A 21,448-nucleotide genomic window follows, 5' to 3' on the forward strand; every position below is an offset into this window, starting at 1 on the left:
GCCTCGGGTGCAGCGGGGAAGTTGCCGCTGTTCGTGTATTCGAGGGCCTGATTGCGGGCGTTCAGGATGAAGGAGAGTACCTCGAAGGACTTCTTCGGGTCTTTCGCTCCCTTCGGAACGGTGAGGAAGGAGCCGCCCTTGTTGACGGCCTCGCCGGGGTGCTTGCACACGTGCCACTTTCCGGTGGTGTCGGGTGCGTCGGACATGAGGTCGGCGAGGTGCCATGACGCGCCGAAGTCCGCGGGGAGGCGCCCGGCGTTGACCGCGGCGGCCGAATCGGTGGTTTGAGCGGCGAGTGCGCCGTTGATACCGGCGTCGTTCGCGGCGATCGCGAGGTCCCATGCCTTCTTGATGTGGTCCTGGTCGCCGATAAAGGTGCCGTTTTCATCGACGAATCCCTGGCCGGCTTGGCGCCAAGCCGTGCCGAAGACGCTCGCGGTGTTGCGAATGAGGTAGGTGCCCGGCTTCTTGGCGATGAGCTCCTTGCCAAGCTCGAAGTACTCTTCCCAGCTGCGGATGGCGGCTTCGAGCTCGGCGGGTTCGGAGGGCAGGCCCGCTTCTTCGAACACATCGAAGCGGTAGAAGAGGGCGGTGGGGCCGATATCGATGGGGATGCCAATCTGCTTGCCGTCCTTGGTTGTCGCTTGCTCCCACTTCCAGTCGAGGTAGGTGCCCTTGATGTCTTTCGCACCGAGCTCGTTGAGATCCTCGAAGTAGTCGGCTTTTGAGCAGAAAAATGCGATGTCTTCGCCCTTGACGCCGGTGATGTCGGGAAGGCCGGAGCCGGCGCTGAAGGTGGTCGTGAGCTTCTGCTTGAAGTCGCCACCGATCACGTCTTGGCGGAGGTTCAGGTCCGGGAACTCCTTTGTGACGGCGTCGAGGACCTTGTCTCCGTAACCTTCGGGCCACATCCAGAGCACGAATGCGTCGTCATTTCCTCCGCTCGACCCACCCTTGCCCGTCGAGCATCCACTGAGAGCGAGTGCGATGGGGCCGAGGGCGAGGGTGCTAGCGCCCAGAAGCGAACGACGTGAAAGGTTCATTGCGTACTCCGTAAGTAGGGATGAATGGTGGCGATCAATTTCCGCGACTAGTAGAAACCCGCGATGTTAACGGCCAGTAAATTTTGTGAGACCGAGACTTTTCGCCTTGGTGACCCCATGTAGGCTTGGTCCGGCGCGCAAATGAACTGGCGTGCGAACGTAGGGCGAGGGGGCCGCTCGGTGCTCCTCGACCCGGAACCGAGCCGTGTGACAACCAGGTAGGGGCAGGTGCGATGTTTGATGATTCAACGCTCGTCGAGGACCGTATTGAACGGCTCCACGAGAGGCTAGGGAAAGAGCTCTTCCGCGTCCTTGCCCCGGTTGACGTCACCGCGTGGAAGTCCCCCGGCGAGCCCGTCGACTTCGCGACCGCCGCTGAAGCGAACTACGATCCGATCTCCTCGGGTGACCGCTGGGGCCCGGCGTGGAGCACGTGGTGGTTCCGTATGAAGGGCACCGTTCCCGCAGAGGCGAGAGGCGAGCGCGTGCACCTGCGGGTCGATCTTGGCTTCGAAGGTGATTGGGCAGGCAACCAGTCCGAGGGCCTCGCCTACACGACCGCTGGAACGCCGCTCAAGGGCGTGAACCCCATGAACCGCCTGATCCCGCTGACGGGCGAGGGGCTTCCCGCGACCATCGCGAAGGCGGGGGAGCAGCTTCTCGACGACAGCGGTGCCGTTGAACTCCTCATCGAGGCCGGCGCAAACCCCAATATGGGCGACTACATGAACAATCCCACCGACCTCGGGGACCTTTCGACGCGCCCGGACACGCCCGTGTGGACGTTCGGTGGTGCCGACCTGGTGGTGCGCAACGAGAGCGTGTGGCATCTGTGGCTCGACGTCGAGGTGCTCTGGGGCGTACTCAAGGAGCAGCCCAAGGATTCGACACTGCGCGCGACCCTTCTGCGCAGGCTCGAGGAAGCCGCGGACGTCGTCGATGCTCAGGGCATCCAGGAGGGGGCCGACGCCGCCCGGGCCCACCTCGCTCCCGTGATCGCAAGCAGTGCCGGCAACTCCGCCCAGATCATGAGCGCCGTTGGCCACGCCCACATTGATTCAGCCTGGCTGTGGCCTCTGCGTGAGACTCGCCGCAAGGTCGCGCGCACCTTCTCCAACGTGCTTGCCCTTGCAAGCGACTACCCAGAATTCACGTTCGCGTGCACGTCTGCGCAACATTACGCGTGGCTCAAGGACGGGGCCCCGGCGCTTTTCGCGCGCGTCAAGGAATCGATTGCGAAGGGTCAGTGGCACCCCGCGGGCGGCATGTGGGTTGAATCCGACACCAACCTCCCCGGTGGCGAGGCTCTCGTTCGTCAGTTCACCGTGGGGCTCAACTGGATGGAGCGAGAGCTTGGCGTTGCCCCCACGTGCACGTGGCTTCCCGACTCATTCGGCTACACGGGGGCGCTCCCGCAGATCGCACGTTTGAGTGGCATGACCACGTTCTTCACGCAAAAGCTCAACTGGAGCCAAACGAACACGCTCCCGCACCACACGTTCTGGTGGGAGGGGATCGACGGCACCCGCATCTTCACGCACTTCCCGCCCGTGGACTGCTACGACTCGATCGTGAGCGCCGAAGAGGTCTTCAAGGCCGAGCGGAACTTCAAGGAAAAGGGGCGTGCGAAGCGCTCGCTGCTTCCGTACGGCTACGGCGATGGCGGCGGCGGCCCCGTCGCGGAAATGGTGGAGCGCGCCAGGCGATTCGCCGACATGGAAGGTGCGCCCCGCGTGGAGTTCGATTCCCCCGACGGCTTCTTCGACAAAGCGCGCGAGGAGTATCCCGACGCCCCTGTGTGGAGCGGCGAGATGTATCTCGAGTTCCACCGCGGCGTGTACACGAGCAGCGCTGAACTCAAGCGCGGTAACCGGGAGGTCGAGGCGAAGCTCGCCGTCCTCGAATGGCTCGGCGCTCTCGCCACCGAGCGAGGAATCGACTACCCGCTCGCTGAGGTCGAGGAGCTGTGGCAGCGCGCCCTTCTCCTCCAGTTCCACGACATCCTGCCGGGCTCGTCGATCCACTGGGTCAACCGCGAGGCGCGTGCCGAGTACGAGGCGCTGCGCACCGATATCGAAACTCTCATCGACTCGCTCCTCGCCTCCCGCGCGGGTGGGGGCACGGGCTCGGTGGAGGCCCTCGACGGCGACAGTGGTCAGGCCGCGGCGCTCGCGGGCTCTGAGGTCACCGTCGTTAACCCGTCGCCCGTGACCCGCCGCGAGGTGTGGGAGCATTCCGACGGTTGCTCACTCATCGAGGTTGCCCCTCTTTCGAGTGCTCCCCTGAGTGCGCTCGAGGTGTCGCCCACGAATCCGGTGACGTGCGAGACGCGCGGGAGCGATATCGTGCTTGCCAACGGCCTCGTGGAGGTCGTGATCGATGCAAACGGTCTGGTCTCGTCCATTCTCGACCTCGACGCGGGCGGCCGCGAGCTGCTCGCCGCAGGCCAGAGGGGCAACGCCCTCAGCGTCCACCCGGATTTCCCAAGCTGCTTCGATGCGTGGGAGCTTCAGCACCAGTACAAGCGCAGCGAAACAGTGCTTGAGGAAGCGCTCGAGGTGAAGGTCGTGACGAAGACGGCGCTTCGCGCGTGCGTCGAAGTACGCCGCACCCACGGAGATTCCACCTTCACTCAGCGCATCACGCTCGATGCGGACGCTCGTGCCGTTGACTTCGAGGTGCATGTCGATTGGCGCGAGAAGCATCGCGTACTGCGCGTGGGCTTCCCGCTTGCACTCAATGCCCGCACGGATCGTTCGGAGATCCAATTCGGGCATATCGACCGTGCGATCGCGAAGAACACTTCGTGGCAGGAAGCGCAGTTTGAGGTGAGCGGCCACCGCTGGGCGCTCCTCGAAGAACCCGGCTACGCGGTTGCCTTCGCCAACTCGCAAACATACGGGCACGACGTCCGCGTGCTTGACGCCGCTGCCGCCGACCGTCGCGGTGGTGTCGCGTTTGGCTACACGCTCTTGCGCTCGGCCACGGCGCCCGACCCGGAAGTCGATCTCGGTGAGCACACGCTTCGCTACAGCCTCGTGTGTGGTGCGGATCTCGCGCACGCGCACGCCGCTGGCCTCCGCCTGACGCAGCCGCTTCGCGAAACCGCTCACGCGCTCGAAACATCGGCCGTTGCGAGCATCGAACACCGTGAGGGCGACACTCTCGCTCTCATCGACGCCGTGAAGCCCGCCGACGACGGCTCGGGCGACCTCATCGTCCGTCTCCACGAGGCCGAGGGGCGTGCGGGCATCGCCCACGTCCGCTTCGCCTCCGCGCCGAGCAAAGTCCGCGCGACGAACCTGCGCGAAAAAGAAGCGCCGGAGGTCGCGCCCGGCCTTACCGCGTGTAGCGAGGACCCCTCGCTCTACGAGGTGTCGATGCACGAATTCCAGATTGTGACCCTAAGGGTGGCCCGCGCATGAAACTTCTTCTTATATGCCTCGACGGAGTGAGGGCCGACATCGCCCTTCCCGAATTCGTTGCGGCGGATCCGCACTTCGCGAAACCCGATCACGGCGCTGATCCCCGTTTTCGGGCAGTAAACGATAAGGGTGAGCCTGCCGTCGGACCCCACGACCCTCCGCTCGACCGCACCCTCCCGCTCGAGGAGGCCCCGAAGAATCTCGCGCCCACGCTCGCGCGGCTTGCTCGCGGCGACGAGCACTCGGGCGGGCACATCACGCCCATGTGGATGACGCCGCCCACGGACTCCGCGCCCGGCTGGTCCTCCATCCTCACGGGCTCCACCCACGAGGAATGCAACGTGTGGTGGAACGAATTCGTCGGTCACGACCTCGCGCGGCGCCCCGACATCCTCTCGCGCGTGTACTTCGCGAACCCCGCCGCGCGCACACTCGCCGCGGCCACGTGGGAGGCGTTCTGTGCGCCCCACGGGCTCGGCCCGCTGCTCCAGCACCGCTTCGACCAGCAGCGCACGGGCCAGCACCAGACGTTCCACCCCGACCTTAAGGACGGATTGGATCGCGCGGACGATGACGTTGCGCACTGGGCGACGTGGAAGCTTCTCCACGAGGGCCCCGACGCGGCGGTCGTGTACTTCGAGGGCGTCGACGGCGCGGGCCACGCGCACGGCGCCGAATCGGAACAGTATCGGGACGCGATCCGCCACGTCGATGAACTCACCCGTCACCTCATCAAGGCTGTTGCCGAGCGTCACGAGCAGCTCGGCGAGGACTGGCTCGTGGCCGTCACGACCGACCACGGCCACAAACCCGAAGGCGGCCACGGCGAGGACGAGGTCGAAGTGCGCCGCAGCTTCCTCATTACCCACCGCATCGGCGCGCCCTTGCCTGAGGTTCTTACCTCGCGCGACGTGCTCCACAGCGAGCAGGTCATGTGGGACCTCCTCGATGCCATGGGCGTGCGCCAGGGTAGCTACGACGCCGAAGGAGTGGGAGTGCTACGCGACATCGAGCAGGTGGGCCCCACGCGCAACCTCGCTTTCGAGTGGTGAGGGTGGCCGTGGCGGAAACACTCCCGAGCCGGGTTGCCGGCGTCATCTTTGACATGGACGACACACTTTTCGATTCGGAAAAGGCGTGGCACGAAGCAGCCGCTGCCCTGTGGCGTGATGCAGGGGGAGTCTTTCGCGGCTACGGAGACCGAGGCGGCACCGTCGAAGACCTCGCGAACGCGTTCCTTGACGAATTCGGGGGAGGGGACGAACGCGAAGAGCGCATGGGTGACGTATGCGCGAGACTCGAAGACGCGATCCGCGAGCGACTCGACGTCGACCTCGCGCCCATGCCTGGAGCCGACGCCCTCACGTCTCGCCTCGCCCAAGTGGTGCCGCTCGCGATCGGCTCCAACTCGCCGCAACGCATCGTCGAGCAGTGCGTGCGCGCGATCGGCTGGCAGGAGCGGTTCACCGCAGCCCTCGGCGTCAGTGCACACATGAACCCCAAGCCCGCCCCCGACCTCTACCGTGAAGCGGCCAGGCGCTTAGGAGCCGACCCTCGCGATTGCGTCATTTTCGAAGACTCGCCCACGGGAGCCCGCGCCGCTGTCGCTTCGGGCGCCTTTGTCGTGACGATCGGCGACGACGCACGTGGAATCGGGACGCTGGCAGTCGATACTCTTAACGATGACATCGTGACCTCGTGGACACCGGAGCAGCTGACATGAGAACCCTTATTCCCGAACCAACAACCGTGCGCGAGCTGGACGGCCACTTCAGCTTCCCCTCGCCCCTGCCCGTGACCGGAGGCGGGCATGCCGCCGACTATCTCGAGGAACGCCTTTCCCGCGCAGCCGGCGTGCGCGTGTGCGAAGGCTCCGGCGGAGTGCTGTTCTCCCGCGACGATTCCCTCGGCGACGAGGCCTACCGCCTGCGCGTAAGCGCCGAGGGCATCCAGATTGAGAGCGCCGACGACCGCGGTGCCGGATGGGCCGTGCAGACGCTCCTCCAGCTCCTTCCGCCCGCAATCTACTCATCGGGCCCCATGGAGCCCTCCTCCCTCGTCGTGCCGTGCGTCGAGATCGAGGACGCCCCGCGCTACCACTGGCGCGGCTCCCACATCGACGTCGCCCGCAACTTCCTTCCCCTTGAGGGCCTCTACAGGCACCTCGAGGTCATGGCGATGCATAAGCTCAACGTGCTGCACCTTCACCTCACCGACGACCAGGGCTGGCGCATTCCCATCGAAGGGTTCCCGAAGCTCATCGAGAAGGGATCACGGCGCCCGGGAACCCTCGCGGGCCATCAGCCGCCGCCCGACGAAAACGACTGCGACGATGTCGCGGAACACGATGGAATCGAATGCGGCGGCTACTACACGCGCGACGAGATAACCGCGCTCATCGAACGAGCCGGAAAGCTCGGCATCCAAGTCGTGCCCGAAATTGACATGCCCGGGCACATGGAATCCGTCGTCGCCGCATACCCCGAGCTCGGCTGTGTCCCCATCGAACACCCGCGTACGTGTTGGGGCATCTCCGAACACGTTCTCGCCCTCACCGACGAAGCCGTCGAATTCTGCCGCGCCGTGCTTACCGACGTCGCCTCGCTCTTTCCCGGCTCGCCCATCCACGTCGGTGGCGACGAATGCCCCGGTAAGGAATGGCGCGAACACGGACCGTCGCGCGCAACCATGGAACGTATCGGTGCAACGACACCTGCCGAGGCCCAGGCCTGGTTTGAGAACGAAGTGTGCACGCACGTTCTCGGCATGAACCGCCGCGTGATCGCATGGGACGAAGTGCTCGACGGCACCGTGCCAGAGGGGACGACGGTCATGGTGTGGCGCAAATCCGAAGCGGTCGAGGCGGCGATGAACGCCGGCTTCGACGCTATCGCCGCGCCCACGGAGTTCACGTATTTCGACTACCGCCAGCACTCCGGAGAGGACCACCCGCTCACGATCGGCGGCAACCTCCCGCTCAGCAAGGTCGCGGGCCTCAGCGACCTCCTCGACGCCGTTGGCGGCGAAGGCAAAGGCGAACTGCTCGGTGCGCAATTCCAACTGTGGACCGAATACGTCCACGACTGGGTGAAAGCCGAGTACCTCCTGTGGCCCCGAGGCTGCTCGGTCGCGCAGCAGGTGTGGTCCGGTTCGGCCGGCAACGCACGTGAGCTCGAGACGATGAAGGCCCACCTCGCGCGCCTCACGGCACGCGGCCTCAACTGGTGCCGCACGGCCGAATAGCCTTTGATCGGCTCAGCCGTGAGCCGGTCATGAGAGAGCTGTGTTGCTACTGTGGTGGCGTGTCAGTAGAGAAGCTCTCCGGTAGCGTGCAGGATTACCTCAAGGCTGTGTGGGTTCTAGGCGAGTGGTCGAACGAACCCGTGACGACCTCGAAGATTGCCGCGCGCGTGGGAGTTCGACCGGCAACGGCATCCGAGACCATTAAGAAACTGGCGAAACAGGCGCTCGTGGAGCATTCGCCTTACGGGGCAATCACGCTCACGGAAGAAGGACGCTGCCTCGCCCTCGCTATGGTGCGCCGACATAGACTCATCGAGACCTTCCTCGTCGAAAAGCTCGGCTACGGGTGGGACGAGGTGCATGCCGAAGCAGAAGTGCTTGAGCATGCGGTCTCCGATCTTATGGTGGAGAGAATCGACGCTGCGCTGGCGCATCCCACACGAGACCCGCACGGTGATCCGATTCCAGGGCCCGACGGAACACTTGAAACGATCCCCGCGTTCCAGCTCACAAATCTTGCGGCTGGGGAGTCGGCACGAGTGGAGCGAGTGTCGGATGCTGATCCAGCGCTTTTGCAGTTCCTCGCGGGGAAAGGGCTCACTTTTGGGGCGATTGTGCGTGCACGCGAAGCGGAACCTTTCTCCGAGACGCTCGACCTTGAGGTCGACGGCGTGAATGGGACAGCGGCGCTCGGCAAGACTGCGACTGACGCTGTGTGGGTCACGGTTCTCGAATAGAGGGGCGAACCCGAGAGAGCACCGTGCGGGCGACGAGTACGCAGAAAAAGATGAGGCCATAGACGACAGCCATGCCCGCACTCGTCGCCGCGCCGAGCACGTAGGCGAGCCAAAACCCAGCGAGCGTTCCGAGCGTAGCGACGAGAACACTTCCGATCAGCATGTCTCGAAGGTCTCTGGACCACAACCGCGCTGTCGCGGCGGGAATCACGACGAGGGCAAGTACCAGGACAGTGCCGGCGGCGTGAAAAGCGGCCGTCACGGTGAGCGATGTGAGAAACATGAAGACCACATTGATGGCTCCCGTGCGCACGCCGATTGATTGGGCGAATGCTGGATCGTAGGTGGTGATGGTCAATCGTGGGAACAACGCGGCGATTACGCCGATGTTAAGGGCGAGAACCGCGAGCATGACGTAGAGGTATTGCGGTCCAACGTCGATGCCGCCGATGGTGAGAGGTGTCCATGCGGCGAGATTGACATCGCCCACCAAGACCGCGTGTTCATCGAGGTGGACATTGCCGAAATCGACCGAGATGAGAAGAACGCCGGCGCTGAAAAGAGCCGGAAACACAAGGCCCTGCGACGCATCTCCCGCGAGCAAGCGCGTGCGTGAGAGTGCCTCGCTTCCGAGCACGACGAGGAGCCCCGCACCTGCGGCGCCGACGATGAGCAGGGGAGAGGTAAGAGAGTGCGTCAGCGCATAGCCGATCACGACTCCTGGAAGAACCGCATGGCTCATACCATCGACCATCATCGAACTCTTGCGAAGTACGACGAAAACTCCGGGAAGGGCAGTAGCGAGTGCCGTCGTGACAGCTAGGGCACACGTACCAAGGATGAAGTTCACGGTTTCCTCCCTTGCCCGGGTGACGATCGAAAAGTGCGGCGCGTTGTCGAAGACGCGACCATGCGCGCAAGGATTCCACGTCGAGGGGCGCACAGGAGTGACACGACGAGAGCCCCGACGAGCACGAGAACGGTCACGGGTCCGCTCGGCAGTTCCCCGAGCGCGACAGATGCATAGGCGCCGAGGCTGCTTGCGCCCGCACCAACGAGAGCGGAGCAAAGTGTCATGGAGGAAAGCTCGCGGGTCCACTGGCGTGCGACCGCCGGAGGGGTCACAACGAAAGCCACCATGAGCACGAGCCCGACGGCTTTTACCCCCGCGACCGTGGCGATCGCGAGCATGGCGAACATGGCCGCATCGATCGCCTTGCCGTTCAGTCCGAGTACCGTGCAAAACTCCGGATCGAACGCGCGCAGCGAAAACTCTTTCCACAGGGCGAGCGTCACGAGGATTGCGCACCCGCCGACTACCGCGCTCGAGGTGATGTCGGCTTTCGTGAGCGTTGAGGCGTTACCGAAAAGAAACGCACCGATCCCACCCTTACCGGGGAGGGAACTTTTACTGATGAACTGAAGGAGCAGCATACCGGTTCCGAAAAAGAGCGAGAGCGTCGTGGCCATCGCGGCATCGATCGTGAGCGGTGTGCGAGACGCGACGATGTTCGCGACGAGATGCGCTGCCGTTCCGGTGACCGCCGCTCCTATGACGAGAAGAAGTGGCGAATGTATGAAGGCGCCCGGACCAAGCGTTGAAAAAAGGAAGGCGAGGAGAACCCCAGGGAGGGCTGAATGCGAGATGACGTCGCTCGCAAGCGACTGGTGGCGCACATAGGCGAAGCAGCCGAGCGCCCCAGCAATGGCTCCGATGAGGCTCGTCCCCACAAGAACAGTGCGGTAGGTGTAGACCGAAAGAAAATCGACGATGCTCACGAGTGGCCTTCTTCGCGAGAGACGAGGGCGCGCGAGAGACATCCATCGAGGTCATACGCGCGCCGAATAGCTACGTCTGTGAGGGTGCGTTCCACGGGGCCCGATGCGATGAGTTCAGTATTGAGAATCGCAACGTCAGAGCAAAACTCCCGAACAGTCGCAAGATTGTGATGAACGAGCACAACGGTGCGCCCTTTCGAGCGGAAGTCGGCAAGAACATCAAAGATTGCACGCTCGCTTCGCGCATCGACCCCTTGAAATGCTTCGTCGAGGATGAGGAGGTCTGGCTCTTGTACGAGGGCGCGGGCGAGAAAGACGCGTTGGCGCTGACCACCCGAGAGCTCATTAATGTGGCGTGTGCTCAGATCCTCGAGGCCGACCTGGCGAAGCGCCGCGAGCGCACGCTCACGCTCGCGGCGCCCCGGCCGGCGAAACCACCCGAGAGTGCCGTAGGTCCCCATTGTCACAACGGTGAGCGTGGTCGCGGGAAAGTCCCAATCGACGCTCAGAGATTGCGGCATGTACCCCACTCGCGAACGCGCCACGCGGAGGCTTTGCCCGAAAAACTCGGCCGTGCCCGTGAGGGGTGGAACGAGCCCAAGCATGGCTTTGAGCAGAGTGGATTTTCCCGCGCCGTTGGGTCCGACGATCGCCATGCAGGCGCCGCGTGCCACTTCGAGCGTGACACCTTTGAGGACGATATTTTCGCGGTAGGCGACTGTCATGTCGGTGACGCGACACGCGGGCGCGGCGACACTCTTAGCAGGGGGTTGCGCCGTCACTTCCCAAGCCCCTCCGCGACAGCGTCAACGTTGTGGGTGAAAGCTCCCAGGTACGTGTCGACCCCGGGTTCCGCTCCAAGGGAATCCGCGTAGAGCTCGGCATCCGAGATCTTGACGTCCCACCCTTTCGCGTGCACCGCTTCTTGGAGGCTCTTGATGGCCTGCGGGTTGGCCTGGTTGTCGAGGAAGATCGTGGGAATTTTCTTCGAGGCGATCAGGGTTGCGAGATCGTCGATTTCCTTTGCGCTCCGCTTGGCTTCCGTCGAGATGAAATCGGTCGCGTGAACCTCGAGATCGAAATGCTTTCCGAAATAGTTGAAGGCGTCGTGCCCCGTCACGAGGATGCGGGGCGCATCGATCTTTGCGAGTTTTGCGTCGGCCTTACTCACTGCTGCGCGAATTTTCTCCTTGTATTTCTCGGCGTTCGCGCGATAGGTTTTTTCGTTTTTGGGGTCGGCCTCGGCGATCTTGTCGGCAACCGAGTCAACGGCGATGAGCCATGCTTCAGGGCTGTTCCAGATGTGAGGGTCATGGAGCGGGCGCCCTTTGTCGTCCTTTTCTGGCCACGGCAGGAGAAGCTTCTCAGGGACCTTCGAGCCGACAGCGAGTTGACGATCGCCGAAGCTTTCGAGCTGAGAGGTCATGTGGGCCTCGAGGTTCAAGCCGTTCCAGAAAACGAGGTCGGCGCTTCGCATTTTTTCGATGTCTTGGGTGGAGGGCTGGTAGGTGTGGGGATCCCCTCCGGGGCCCACCATCGTCGTGATCTCGGCGTCTGGGGCGATGTTCGCGACGGCATCGGCGAGGTAGCCCGTCGTCGCGTACACGGAGAGTTTCTTGCCGTCGTCTTGGCGTGCGGTTTGGCCTGAGCAGCCTGTGAGTGCGAGCGCCATGGCAGCGAAGGCAACGACGGCAGCGCGTGCTGACTTTCGAAGGTTCACGTTATCCCTTTGATGCTGGAGTGAAGACGTGCCGAGCAGGCGTGCATCCGTGCACGTCGGATGTCGATCCATCTCTCGCGCCCTATGACGCGAGAAATCCAGGATGCACTAACAAAGAAGTTAGGGCAACCTAAAACCGTGAGTGTTGTGTGTCACGAGAGCGCGATCGAGCAAGGAAAGTGCGTCGTTGTGCTCCCTCGCGCCTCGATTTAATCGTGGGTCGATTTCTCTCGATCAGCCGGGTGACCTGGAGTGCGATGTATGGAGCATCGAAGGGTGTCCGCTTCGTGTTCGACGTTGACACAGTTCCCGAGGGGAGCTTCGTCGGATCATCCGTGTGCAGGAGGCGGAGCTTGCGGCCTAGGCGCCAGAGAGTTTCCTCGCGATCCGGTCAAACGGGGTGAAATCTCCGGCGGGGGAGTGAAGCACCTCGGGGTTTGCGATTCCGACGGTATCCAGGCCACCGTCGGACTCCACCTCAAGAGCTGATGCCGCCAGGCTCAGCTTCCCGGCTACGCCAACCCAACATTTAGCCTTGCGCGTTCTTCGCGGCCTGTGCACGTGCCGCATTATGCGCAAGCACGAAGGCATCGGTGTTGCGCATGAAATCCCTTGCCCACTCCGCTCGTCTCGTGGCCGCACGTCGGTACTGACTGCGCTGAACCTTGTCCCCGGAAGCAGCAAACCCCTGGACGTGCTCGAGCCGCTCAAAGTGCTCCATGACCTTCGAAAAAGCATCGTCGGGGGAGGTGAGAACATTCGAGCCGCGCTCGCGGTCCCCGATTTCGTCGTACTGCCAGCGCCCCTGAGCGTTCCGAAGCGCCCACGCGGGGGCTCGGTCGCCAATCGCCCTGCGCAGGTACGCATCGGGTTCTTCGGCCACGGTGATGTCGATACGCGCATACCGATCGCGCACGGCGGGCGAGCAGCGGAAGAGACGGCTAATGTCCCGCGCGTCGAATCCGGAAAAGTAGGGAACCTGCCCTGCAAGGGAACCGTCGGACTGAATCAGGTGATTGAAGAGGTAACTCGCGCTCCCGATGTACAGGCGGTCGTTGCCGGAGGTTAACGGAGAGAGGTACTCCTCGACGTAGTACACGCACGAAAGGATGGCGGCCATGTCGGCGGCAATGGCCCGATCGAACTCTTCCGTACTTTCGGGGCGGAACTCCCACGTTGCACTTCCGTATTCCTTGTAAATCAGGTCGCGGAAAGCATCAACGGCTTCGTCGATTTCGCCCGTCACGCGTGGATCCCCTTCACCGGAATCTTTCGTCGAAAATCGATGCCTAACGTGCTTATCCGCGCGATCGGCGAACACGAGCTTCCACGTACCGCTTCCGTCGCTCCTTACGTTACGAAAGATCCCATACGAAACCGGTAAGACCCGGCTCGTCGCCGTGGTCACCATGTTTACACCCTTAATTTCGCCCGGCTCGCTCCCCTCAAATTTCTCGTCGAGGTCATCTTTGAGGGACCGAAGGAAGCGATCGGGGGCCCCGCTCCTCGGCCGCACACGCCTCAGCTCACGAATGTGGAAACCCGAAATGGGGTCGATGACACTCTCGGCGTGCAACTCATCGAGATAGAGGCTTGCAGCAATCTTCGTGGGGAAGTGGTGCTCGGGCGGTTCCTGTGAGCACGCCTCTGCGCTCTGTGCGGTGCACTGTTGAATCTTGTCGAGCGGGGTAATGTGCCACATGCGGGACTCCAGGCGCCGGTCGTCGCTTCGTCGTGATTGAAAGGGGCGCGCACCGAGTTTACGTACCGGTTCTGGTGGAACTGCGAGAGCCCCAGCGCGAAAAACGGGCACCGGCCCAACCATGAAGGCTGAGGCGGTGCCCGTTCAATCAGCGGAGGATAGGGGATTTGAACCCCTGAGGGCGTGAACCCAACACGCGTTCCAGGCGTGCGCCATAGGCCGCTAGGCGAATCCTCCAGTTCGCTGCCGTGGGCGGGACATACCCGCCACAAAAGGCAACGCGCTCCAGTGTACCCAAAAAGACATGCGCGGCGCATGTGCGGGCCGGAATCGCTCGGTACAGACGGGTCGAAGGTCACACGAGCTAGTCGTCTTCGGCAGAAAGATCGGGATGGCGCAGTAGATTCACGATCGCTGCACCGAGCCCGCCCCAGAGCATAAGCATCGAGACGATCAGCAAAACAACGGCTGACGCATTCATCGCTTCCCTCCCTTCGTCAAGAGGCGCGCGAAGAGTCCGGCGCGCGCGGGGTCATCGTCGGCGCGAAGCTCTTGCGGGAACTGCGTCGTGGACGTGGGGGCCTCAAGCGGCTTGCCGCGCACGATGCTTTGAGCGATCGGGTCGCCGTCGGAGTCGAGCTTGCCAGCATTGGAGGCTTTCGGCCACGGGATTGCGCTCATGATGATGGCTAAAGCGACGAGTGTCGCCGCCATGCCCCACCCAAACGTATTGACGAACCACGAGGGCATGCCGCCGTAGCCGTTCGCGAGGATTTCGCGCGCATCGAGCACGAGGGTGACGGCGAGGATCGCCGGGGCGATGACCGAGATCATGACGTACCAAAAATCGCCCACTCGGAAGGAGCCGTACATATTCAAGTGGTCGCGCAGGGCGGGGATGCCGCGAATCACGTAGGAGAGAACGAGCGTCCCCACGAGGGCAGCGACCACGATGCCAAACGAATTCACGAACTTGTCGGAGACGTCGAGCAAGTTGAGGCCCGTCGTCGTGGAAAAGCCGAGGGTCGAAAGGATCGCCATGGGGATGCCCACGGCGAGCGTGCCGGCAACGCGGCCAAGGCCCAGCTTGTCCTGCACAGCGGCGATGATGACTTCGAGGATCGAAATGAGCGAGGTGAAGCCGGCCACGAGCAGAGAGCCGAAGAACAGCGCACCAATGAGAGCACCGAGCGGGGCCTGATTGATGATTGCCGGGAAGGCAATGAAGGCGAGACCGATGCCGTCGGTCGCGACGTCGGTCACCTGTTGGCCGGTTGACGCCGCCATGAAGCCGAGAGCGGCAAACACGCCGATGCCGGCGAGGAGCTCGAAGCCCGAGTTCGAGAAGGCGACAACGAGGCCGGAGCCCGTCAGGTCGGTCTTCTTCTTGAGGTACGAGGCGTAGGTGAGCATGATGCCGAACGCAACCGAGAGCGAATAGAAGATCTGCCCATAGGCCGCGATCCACACCGAGCCGTCTGTAAGAGCACCCCAGTCGGGCGTGAAGAGTGCATCAAGGCCGAAGCTTGCGTTCGGTAGAGTCACCGCACGAATGACGAGCACGAGGAACATCACGATAAGAAGCGGGATGAAGATCGTGCTCGAGCGGGCGATCCCGCCTTGAACGCCGAGCGCAAGAACACCGACGCTCAAAACCCACACGACGATCATCGCGATGAGGATCTTCGGCACGAAATCAAAGCCAATCCCCGTTGTCTCAGCGGGGACCGACGCCGTGAACTCACCGAAAAACGCCCCTGGGTCATCACCCCACGCCTTGTTAAAGCTGAAGATGAAGTACCACGCAGACCACGCGAGGATTGCCGCGTAATACGCCGCGATCACTACGCAGATCATGACCTGCCACCAGCCGATAGCCTCGGCCTTGCGGTTCATGCGCCGCCAGGCGAGAGGTGCGGAACTACGCCACCGGTGCCCAATCGCGTAATCCATGAAGAGGAGCGGAACACCCGCGGTGAGGAGCGCGATCAGGTACGGAATCATAAATGCGCCGCCACCGTTTTCGTACGCCGTGTACGGGAAGCGCCAAATGTTGCCAAGCCCCACCGCCGAGCCGATCGCCGCAAAAATAAACGCTGTGCGGCCGGAGAACGCGCCGCGGTTAGCGCGCTGTTGTTCGGGGGCGGCGTGCGAAGTGGTGGGGACACCGGCGGGTCGGTCAGTGCTCGGGGCCGACGGTTCCACGCCCAAGTGGTGGGGATGATCGGTCATCGTGGTCTTTCCATGTGGGGTGTTCGCGTGGGTCGCGAATTGAACCTCCATAGTGTGGGGAGGAGGAGCGCGCCGTGTCCACCGCGTTTCGCGATGTGGTCGGCTCCGAGAATGGGGCTCGTCTACATCACAGTGGCCGACGGTGGCTGTGCGAAATACGTTGCGAGCCTGTATCGTTGAGGGCGACTCCCCGCGTGGTGTCATCCATCGGAATCCCCCAGGGCTTGACGGCAGCAAGGGTACGAAGGCTCTGGCAGGTGCGCGGGGAGTCGTTTTATGCCGTCAGCGAGCAGGGGTTAGTCGAGCGAGTCGTCTTCGGGAAGAACAAATTCCTGCCCCACGACCCCCTTGATAAGGAGGGGGTCAATATTTTCCCCTTCGCGGATGACGCTAATGAAGCCGTTCGGCTCCATAATCGCGCACTGAACCTGGCTCCGGGTAGCGATGCCGGAGCGACGGAACGCGAATGCGAGGTCCTGGTCCGTGACGCGGGCCCGCCGCGCGTAGTGCTCGATTTTCTTACCGTGCGCGAAGACGACGACGGGTCGTTTGTTGAGACCAAGCGCGGGATATTTTGTCGATCGTGACAGTGCCGTGTTGAGCGCGCCGAAGATCACTTCCATGAGAACGAGGGTGACGAGCCCGATCACGCCTGCGGCGAGGGTGGGTGGGTGTCCAATCACGACGCGGCCTGCGACTGCGCCGAGCATGATGATGACGGCGGCGTCGAAGCTCGTCGACCCCGTGAGGATGCGCGGCCCAAAAATGTGGATGAGGAGGTAGAAGACGAGGTAAATCACGACGGCGGAGAGGACCACGATGGGGATACGCCACCATTCGATACCGACCGCCCCGATCAGTGCTTCGGTCCACTGCGCAAATGTCATGGGTTAAGCCTAGGCCACCAGCCCCTGAGGCGCGGGGCCGTCCCAGTCTCCTCCTTCCCACGCTGCTCCCTCTCTCCCTCGCCGTCGCACTTTATGAAAATTCTCGAGTTATGCGGGGCTGCTGCCCTTGCCATGCCCCTGTTTCTTCATGAAGTGAAACGGGAGAAGATGGGCGAGGCGGGGGAAGAGGAGGCGACGCGGGGGAAGAAGGCAGTGAGGGGAAGAAGGCAGTGAGGGGCGGAAGTGGGGGCGGAAGTGGGGTGGTGAGGGATTGCAGGCGAGGGGCTGTGGCAAACTCTTTCCTCTTGCCGCGGCTTTCGCTTCACAGCCTGCGGTTGTCAACAGCGGCGTTACCCCTGTGATTTGAATACCTCTCAACTTCAATCCTTGGAGTATGAGAATCGACTTTTCCCACGAGGCTGTGAGTGCGGCGCAACTTTTCGAGGCAGGTTGGACCCGGCGTTCCATCAACCGCGCTCTCGCGAAGGGAAACCTCGTGCGGGTCGCGTACGGATGCTACTCGTTCACCCCACTTTCGACGGAGGATCTTGCTATACGCGCGGTCACGCTTGGCTGTTGGGTCACGTGCTTCTCGGCACTTGAACGGCATGGTCTCTGGGTCCCGCGAATGTCTGGCCCGCCGCATTTGTGCACGACCTACAATCGCCTCGCAAGTGGCAAGGCCCGAGAGGCGAGCGTGGGATCCCACCGCCGATGGACCCGCAACCCGTCGAAAGCACCCGTGCTGGACATCGTGGATTCGCTGACTGAGGCTGTCCACTGCGGAACTGCTGAACAGGCGTTTATTGTGCTCGAGTCTGCCCTCCGCCTTGGGAAGGTAGCCCCGTTTGAAGTTGAGCGCATCTTGGGAAAGTGCTTCGCATACCAGGCCAAGGAGATTGGAGTCCCGGGCCGTTTCTCAGAGTCGGGAACGGAATCGGCGTTCGCCTTTCGCATGAAACGCCTGGGTGTCGGTTTTCGGCAGCAGGTGTACATCGATGCCATTGGGCGCGTTGACTTCCTGATCGGGGACTCGCTCGTCGTTGAGCTCGATTCGTTCGAGCATCATCAAGCTAGCCGGCACGGGTTCAATCGAGATCGCGAGCGCGATGCGGATCTTCAGCTCCGTGGCTACAGGGTGATCAGGCTGACCTACGACCAGGTGTTTTACCGCTGGAACGAGTGCGAGGCTCGAGTGAGGGAGGCCATCAGGCAGGGTTTTCATCGTAAGCGGATGCGATGAACTGGACCGCGTCACTTTTAATAAAAATTCCGGGGCTGCAGGCTCTCGAAGGCAAGCAGCTCTGAGGTTTTCTTCATGGTGTGGAACGCAATCTCCGCGAGGTCCGGGCCCAGCCAGCACTCGCACTCGACGCTCGACCTCATCCACAATGCTGCCCTCCATTAGGCTGGTGTCGTGGCTACAGCTCTTTACCGTCGTTATCGCCCCGAGTCCTTCGCCGAGGTCATCGGCCAGGACCACGTCACCGAGCCGATCCGGCGCGCGTTGAAGTCGGGCCGAATCGGCCACGCCTATCTTTTTTCGGGCCCGCGCGGCTGCGGCAAGACCACGTCGGCACGCATCCTCGCGCGGTGCCTGAACTGCGCCGAGGGGCCCACGGATACGCCCTGCGGCACGTGCGATTCATGCCGTGATCTCGCACGCGACGGGGCGGGCAGTCTCGACGTCGTCGAGATCGACGCGGCGAGCCACGGCGGCGTGGATGATGCCCGTGACCTGCGTGAACGTGCAGCTTTTGCTCCGGTCCGCGACCGCTTCAAGGTCTTCATCATCGACGAGGCCCACATGGTCACCTCGGCCGGCTTCAACGCGCTGCTCAAGCTCGTTGAGGAGCCGCCCGAGCACGTCAAGTTTGTGTTCGCGACGACCGAGCCCGACAAGGTGATCGGCACGATTCGTTCGCGCACCCACCACTATCCGTTCCGCCTCATCCCGCCGCAGGTGCTGCTTCCCTACCTCGAGCAGATTTGTGCTCAGGAGGGCGTCACTGTTGAGGACGGGGTCCTCTCGCTCGCCGTGCGTGCGGGCGGCGGCTCGGCCCGTGACACGTTGAGCGTGCTCGACCAGCTGATCGCCGGCTCTGACGAACGCGGTGTCGAGCTTGAGGTTGCGACGAACCTGCTCGGCTTCACCGACGTTGAACTGCTTAATCGCGCGGTTGATGCCATCGCGGCACACGACGCCGCGACCCTGTTCGGCGTTCTCGACGAGGTGATCGGCTCGGGCCACGAGCCTAGGCGCTTTGTCGAGGACCTGCTCGAGCGCTTCCGTGATCTCATCGTTCTCGTAGCTGCGCCCGAGCGCGCACGCGAGCTGCTTCCGGACGTTCCTAGCGACCAGGTCCAACGCCTGAGTTCCCAGGCCGAGGATTTCGAGCCTCGCACGCTTACGCATTTGGCGCAGGTGACGAGCGAAGCCCTCAACTCCATGGTGGGCGCGACCTCGCCACGCTTACATCTCGAATTGCTCGCCGCGAGGCTCCTTCTCAGCCCGGCGACGGGTACGGGGGAGGGCGCAATCGGGGCACGCCCCGGCGCGGTGGGCGGCGCCCCGGGCGCCTCTTTCGGTGGCGCGAATGGGGGCGGGGCTGCGCAGTCCGACGCCTCCCGCCAACCCCTGTCTCCACGTCAGCGCGCCGTGCAAATTGCACGGGAACAGGCAGCGGCGGCCGCGGGCCGCGACAAAGGTCAGGTCTCGCGAGCGCCGCAGGCCGAGGAATCGTCGCCGCACGCGCACCGAGACCCCGCGCGAGAAGAGCAGAGAGCGGTGCAGGCAGACCAGCTTCGGACGCAGCCCAAGGCTCAAGAAGGGCCGGAGCACGTGCCAGCCTCGCCTGAAGCGGAACCCGTGAAAAACGCGCAGTCCTCTCGGCCGACGCCGGAGCAACCTCAATCGCAGCCACGGCGACCAGTGCCGAGCAACAGCGATGATTCATGGGGCGACCTTGTGTCGCAGCAACCGTCGGACTCCCTGAAGCCGAACCCGACCCCTGAGCAACCGGCCCATTCTGCGACGGACGGAGCGAACCCGCAGGCCACACCGGCGGATTCGGGCGCGAGTGCGAGCGATGTTGAGGGGCACTGGTCGGCGCTTATGGATACGCTGCAGACGCTCAAGCGCGCATCGTGGGCGCTTATCGCTCAAAATGCGGGCATTCAGTCGTTTGACGGCTCGACCCTCGTGTTGAGTTTCCGCAGCCAAGGGCTCGTCAATGCTTTCTATCGCGGCCAGCACGCGCCGCATATGGCCGAGGCCGTGCGGCGCATCATGCGCATCGACGTGACGGTCGAGGCTACCTCTGGCGATGTGCCGCCGGGAGATGGGCGCGGCGGTTCTCCCTCCAATGGTTCGCCCGCGAACGGCAATCGATCACGCGAAGGTGGACCCCCCAAGGCCGCCGCGCCCACTGAGCGGTGGGGCGATGCCGTTGCTCCAGCCGAGCATCCGGCGCCTTCACCGCACGTGCCCGGGCAGAACGCAGCGAATGCACGCGCAACGCGCGACGCGGAGGCGTCTCCAGGGGGCCAGCCTCCCGTGGCAGTTGCCGCCCCTCGCGAGCCGGACGCGGACGTGCCGCCGTTCTTCGACGAGGAGCCTCCCGGTGACGAGGATGCCCCGTCTGAGGACTACACACCGCAGCGCACCTCCGAGCCGGAGCCTGAACCTCGGGCGCAGTTTGAAGAACCGACGCCCGCGCGCGACACTGCTTCGATGCCGCGCGGGGTCACGGAGCCGGTGCGCATCCCGGCACAACCAGGCGAGGGAGAGCCTCGCACCCACGGCCAGAAGGCTCTCAAGGAGGCGATGGCAAGCGCGTTCGGTCAGGGTTTTGAACCTGCGGCGACTCTCGTAGATGCACCCGAGGCGAACGTCCCGGCGGGGCACGAAAAGGATCCAGCAATCGGGCGGGCTCAGGCCGAGGTTGATGCGGAGCAGACCGATGCATGGTCGGGGACAGCAACCGCTACGTCGACAGATGAAGACAGCTGGGGACTACGCACGCAACCAGATGTGCAACGCGATCAGGCTCCCGAAAGACAGGAGCTCAAGCGGGGCCCGGGTCTGGGTCCCGCTGGTGCGCCGCGTCTGACGGGTGCTGCGCTTGCGCGTCAGGCCCTCCACGAAGCGCAAGCCAATCGACACGGCAGCGGTGCACATGCTGGCTATGGGCTCAATGGACGCAGCCAGCACTCGCCCAAGGCTCAAGAATCGCACGTGAGCGCCGAGGGTCATAATTACGATGATCCCTTCCAGGGGGCTTCGCTCGATGACGAAGACGCGTCGTCAACTGGCTCGCAGCGCCGCCCCGGTCGAGACATTGTTGAGGAATTCCTCGGCGGCGAGGTGCTCGAGGTTATCGACGAGCAGCCCTGAGCCCCTATCTCGATTTGCCTGATCTCGCTTATGAAAATTTGTGTTCGGGCGTCGATGCTGCGCTCTCGGCGTTGCGCTCTGGGCGCCGATGGCGTCTCGGAGTATGAAGAAATTGTGGGCTTGGGGGTCGGTGAGGGCTTGGTGCTGGCTGTTTTTTCATGAAGTGTGACGGTGCGCGGGTGAGGAGAGCGGCGGCAGGGGCTGTTCTGGTCGCGGCTCTGAGTTCTGGGCGCGGCCCGGCGTCCTCGGTGCTGCACTCTGGGCGCTGATCGCGTCTCGGAGTA

At 63.4% G+C, this 21,448-nt stretch carries 16 protein-coding genes, 1 tRNA gene and 1 other RNA gene; 8 read left to right on the forward strand and 10 right to left on the reverse strand.

The genetic code is table 11. From position 1 onward, the window contains the following. Positions 1 to 1,043: ABC transporter substrate-binding protein (locus tag HMPREF3157_RS03935; RefSeq protein WP_246816506.1), on the reverse strand; the 1,043-nt coding region annotated here is incomplete at its 3' end. Between the two features lie 233 nt (positions 1,044 to 1,276). Here HMPREF3157_RS03935 and HMPREF3157_RS03940 point away from each other — a divergent pair. Genes HMPREF3157_RS03940 through HMPREF3157_RS03960 form a run of 5 tightly spaced genes read left to right on the forward strand, consistent with a single transcriptional unit; the run spans position 1,277 to position 8,448 of the window. Continuing rightward, positions 1,277 to 4,468, forward strand: a complete 3,192-nt coding sequence (locus HMPREF3157_RS03940; protein ID WP_070435583.1) for an alpha-mannosidase — start codon at positions 1,277 to 1,279, stop codon at positions 4,466 to 4,468. Next, positions 4,465 to 5,520 (forward strand): alkaline phosphatase family protein, encoded by a 1,056-nt coding sequence (locus tag HMPREF3157_RS03945; RefSeq protein WP_016663757.1) that lies wholly within the window; start codon positions 4,465 to 4,467, stop codon positions 5,518 to 5,520. Before HMPREF3157_RS03940 ends, HMPREF3157_RS03945 begins: the two co-directional genes overlap by 4 nt. Before the next feature lie 8 nt (positions 5,521 to 5,528). Next, entirely contained in the window at positions 5,529 to 6,191 is a 663-nt protein-coding gene (locus HMPREF3157_RS03950) for an HAD family hydrolase (RefSeq protein ID WP_016663758.1), read from the forward strand. Further along, entirely contained in the window at positions 6,188 to 7,711 is a 1,524-nt protein-coding gene (locus HMPREF3157_RS03955; protein WP_016663759.1) for a beta-N-acetylhexosaminidase, read from the forward strand. The genes HMPREF3157_RS03950 and HMPREF3157_RS03955 overlap by 4 nt, the downstream gene beginning before the upstream one ends. A gap of 59 nt (positions 7,712 to 7,770) precedes the next feature. After that, positions 7,771 to 8,448 (forward strand): metal-dependent transcriptional regulator, encoded by a 678-nt coding sequence (locus HMPREF3157_RS03960; protein ID WP_070435584.1) that lies wholly within the window; start codon positions 7,771 to 7,773, stop codon positions 8,446 to 8,448. On the opposite strand, the gene HMPREF3157_RS03965 is transcribed toward HMPREF3157_RS03960, so the two are convergent. From HMPREF3157_RS03965 to HMPREF3157_RS04000, 8 genes are all read right to left on the reverse strand, one after another. Next, positions 8,432 to 9,298: a metal ABC transporter permease gene (locus HMPREF3157_RS03965; protein WP_070435585.1), complete on the reverse strand. Its 867-nt coding sequence runs from the start codon at positions 9,296 to 9,298 to the stop codon at positions 8,432 to 8,434. The two genes, HMPREF3157_RS03960 and HMPREF3157_RS03965, sit on opposite strands and share 17 nt — an antisense overlap. After that, entirely contained in the window at positions 9,295 to 10,227 is a 933-nt protein-coding gene (locus HMPREF3157_RS03970) for a metal ABC transporter permease (protein WP_016663762.1), read from the reverse strand. Before HMPREF3157_RS03970 ends, HMPREF3157_RS03965 begins: the two co-directional genes overlap by 4 nt. Next, entirely contained in the window at positions 10,224 to 10,952 is a 729-nt protein-coding gene (locus HMPREF3157_RS03975; RefSeq protein WP_051120618.1) for a metal ABC transporter ATP-binding protein, read from the reverse strand. The genes HMPREF3157_RS03970 and HMPREF3157_RS03975 overlap by 4 nt, the downstream gene beginning before the upstream one ends. A gap of 53 nt (positions 10,953 to 11,005) precedes the next feature. Beyond that, a complete protein-coding gene (locus HMPREF3157_RS03980; protein ID WP_034374502.1) occupies positions 11,006 to 11,947 on the reverse strand; it encodes a metal ABC transporter substrate-binding protein in 942 nt (313 codons plus the stop codon). Positions 11,948 to 12,476: 529 nt separating this feature from the next. Beyond that, positions 12,477 to 13,649 (reverse strand): hypothetical protein, encoded by a 1,173-nt coding sequence (locus HMPREF3157_RS03985; protein ID WP_070435586.1) that lies wholly within the window; start codon positions 13,647 to 13,649, stop codon positions 12,477 to 12,479. A 152-nt stretch (positions 13,650 to 13,801) separates the two neighbouring features. Next, positions 13,802 to 13,886: transfer RNA gene (locus tag HMPREF3157_RS03990), tRNA-Ser, on the reverse strand. A 127-nt stretch (positions 13,887 to 14,013) separates the two neighbouring features. After that, positions 14,014 to 14,130, reverse strand: a complete 117-nt coding sequence (locus HMPREF3157_RS03995; protein WP_016663766.1) for a methionine/alanine import family NSS transporter small subunit — start codon at positions 14,128 to 14,130, stop codon at positions 14,014 to 14,016. Continuing rightward, a complete protein-coding gene (locus tag HMPREF3157_RS04000) occupies positions 14,127 to 15,881 on the reverse strand; it encodes a sodium-dependent transporter (RefSeq protein ID WP_070435587.1) in 1,755 nt (584 codons plus the stop codon). The genes HMPREF3157_RS03995 and HMPREF3157_RS04000 overlap by 4 nt, the downstream gene beginning before the upstream one ends. Positions 15,882 to 16,062: 181 nt before the next feature. On the opposite strand from HMPREF3157_RS04000, the gene ffs reads away from it, so the two are divergent. Further along, positions 16,063 to 16,158, forward strand: an RNA gene (gene ffs / locus HMPREF3157_RS04005) — signal recognition particle sRNA small type. A gap of 19 nt (positions 16,159 to 16,177) precedes the next feature. On the opposite strand, the gene HMPREF3157_RS04010 is transcribed toward ffs, so the two are convergent. Next, positions 16,178 to 16,768 carry a DUF421 domain-containing protein gene (locus HMPREF3157_RS04010; RefSeq protein ID WP_070435588.1) on the reverse strand — a complete coding sequence of 197 codons (591 nt, stop codon included), beginning with the start codon at positions 16,766 to 16,768 and terminating at the stop codon, positions 16,178 to 16,180. A gap of 394 nt (positions 16,769 to 17,162) precedes the next feature. On the opposite strand from HMPREF3157_RS04010, the gene HMPREF3157_RS04015 reads away from it, so the two are divergent. Both HMPREF3157_RS04015 and HMPREF3157_RS04020 read left to right on the forward strand, forming a co-directional pair. Continuing rightward, a complete protein-coding gene (locus HMPREF3157_RS04015; protein WP_070435589.1) occupies positions 17,163 to 18,011 on the forward strand; it encodes a DUF559 domain-containing protein in 849 nt (282 codons plus the stop codon). Between the two features lie 174 nt (positions 18,012 to 18,185). Further along, the gene (locus tag HMPREF3157_RS04020) at positions 18,186 to 21,164 is read left to right on the forward strand and encodes a DNA polymerase III subunit gamma and tau (RefSeq protein ID WP_070435590.1); all 2,979 of its coding nucleotides are present in this window, start codon (positions 18,186 to 18,188) and stop codon (positions 21,162 to 21,164) included. Positions 21,165 to 21,448 lie beyond the last annotated feature (284 nt).

The sequence above is a fragment of the Dermabacter sp. HMSC06F07 genome, assembly GCF_001807345.1.
Classification (GTDB): Bacteria; Actinomycetota; Actinomycetes; order Actinomycetales; family Dermabacteraceae; genus Dermabacter; species Dermabacter hominis.